General features: G+C 66.9%; 1 protein-coding gene and 2 pseudogenes. 2 read left to right on the top strand and 1 reads right to left on the bottom strand.

What is annotated here, in order from left to right:
- Both NJ376_RS26785 and NJ376_RS26780 read left to right on the top strand, forming a co-directional pair.
- Positions 1–238: transposase (locus NJ376_RS26785; protein WP_252956420.1), on the top strand; the 238-nt coding region annotated here is incomplete at its 5' end.
- A 77-nt stretch (positions 239–315) separates the two neighbouring features.
- Positions 316–1,068: pseudogene (locus NJ376_RS26780) on the top strand (IS5 family transposase).
- A 13-nt stretch (positions 1,069–1,081) separates the two neighbouring features.
- On the opposite strand, the pseudogene NJ376_RS26775 reads toward NJ376_RS26780, so the two are convergent.
- Positions 1,082–1,244, bottom strand: a pseudogene (locus tag NJ376_RS26775) (IS481 family transposase); the annotation flags it as partial.

The raw sequence follows: 1,244 nt of genomic DNA, 5'->3' as shown, positions 1-1,244 counted from the left end.
CTGGATTGCCCTGGTGATGGAAGCCGGCGCGCTGCCGGTGGTGCGCGCCAACCCCACCCATCCGAGGCAGCAGCACTTCGACCGCGCCGCCTATCGCAGGCGCCACAAGATCGAGAACCTGTGGGCCAGGCTGAAAGAGTGGCGCGCTCTCGCCACCCGCTACAACAAGACCGCCACAAGCTTCAGCGGCACCCTCTACCTCCCCGCCGCCTTTGAAGGGTTCCCTCACAGGCCCTAGGCTCCAAACTCGATCAGGTCTGGGGTTGCGGGTTTGGGTTGTGCTTCACCCTTCTTGAGGTGGGAGGAGGGTGAGGGATGGCTGGGGAGTTCTGGCTGTCGGAGGCGCAGTGGGCGGCGATTGAAGGGCATCTGCCGCGGACCCAGCCTGGGGCGCGGCGGGTGGATGACCGGCGGGTGATCAGCGGCATTGTGCATCAGCTGAAGAATGGCAGCCGCTGGCAGGACTGCCCGGCCTGCTACGGACCGCCGACCACCATCTACAACCGCTACCGCCGCTGGTCGCGGCGCGGCATCTGGCTGGCGATTTTTGCCGCGCTTGCCGCCGCCCCCCCAGGTGGGATGCAGATGATCGACAGCACCACCGCCAAGGCGCATCGCTCGGCAGCGGGCGGAAAAGGGGGGCCGACAGCCAGGCCCTAGGCCGCTCCCGGGGCGGCCTGGGCACCAAGATCCACCTGGTCACCGACGAGCTGGGACGGGTGCTGGCCTTCCCCCTGACGCCCGGGCAGACCGGCGATGTCCGCGTCGCCCAAGGGCTGTTGGCCGACCTGCCACCAGCCGCCTGGCTGCTGGCCGATCCCGCTTACGACAGCGACCGCCTGCGACAGTTCCTGCTCAACCGTGGCACCATCCCGGTGATCCCCAACTAATCCGACCCGAAAGCGGCGCCAGCCCTTCAGCCGACCTACCTACAGGGCCCGCAACGTCATCGAACGCACCATCGGCCGGCTGAAGGACTGGCGCCGCCTCCACACCCGATACGACAAGCTCGCCAGCACCTTCGCCCCCGCCATCGCCATCGCCGCCATCATTACCGGATGGTGCTGATTGAGTCCGGAGCCTAGATGTTTGGTTTCGGGATTTGGTGGTGCGGGTCATGGATGAACCTGGACGGCTCCTCTGTCCAGGCTTTGCAGATAGCTTCGGAGGGTGTGAGGCCGGGTAGGGTCTTCAGCCGGCGGGCGAAGTTGCAGGCGATGATGACGTTGGCCAGGTGCTGTCGG

This window comes from Siccirubricoccus soli (genome assembly GCF_024178315.1).
Lineage (GTDB): Bacteria > Pseudomonadota > Alphaproteobacteria > Acetobacterales > Acetobacteraceae > Siccirubricoccus > Siccirubricoccus soli.
This window is presented reverse-complemented; position numbering and strand designations above follow the sequence as displayed.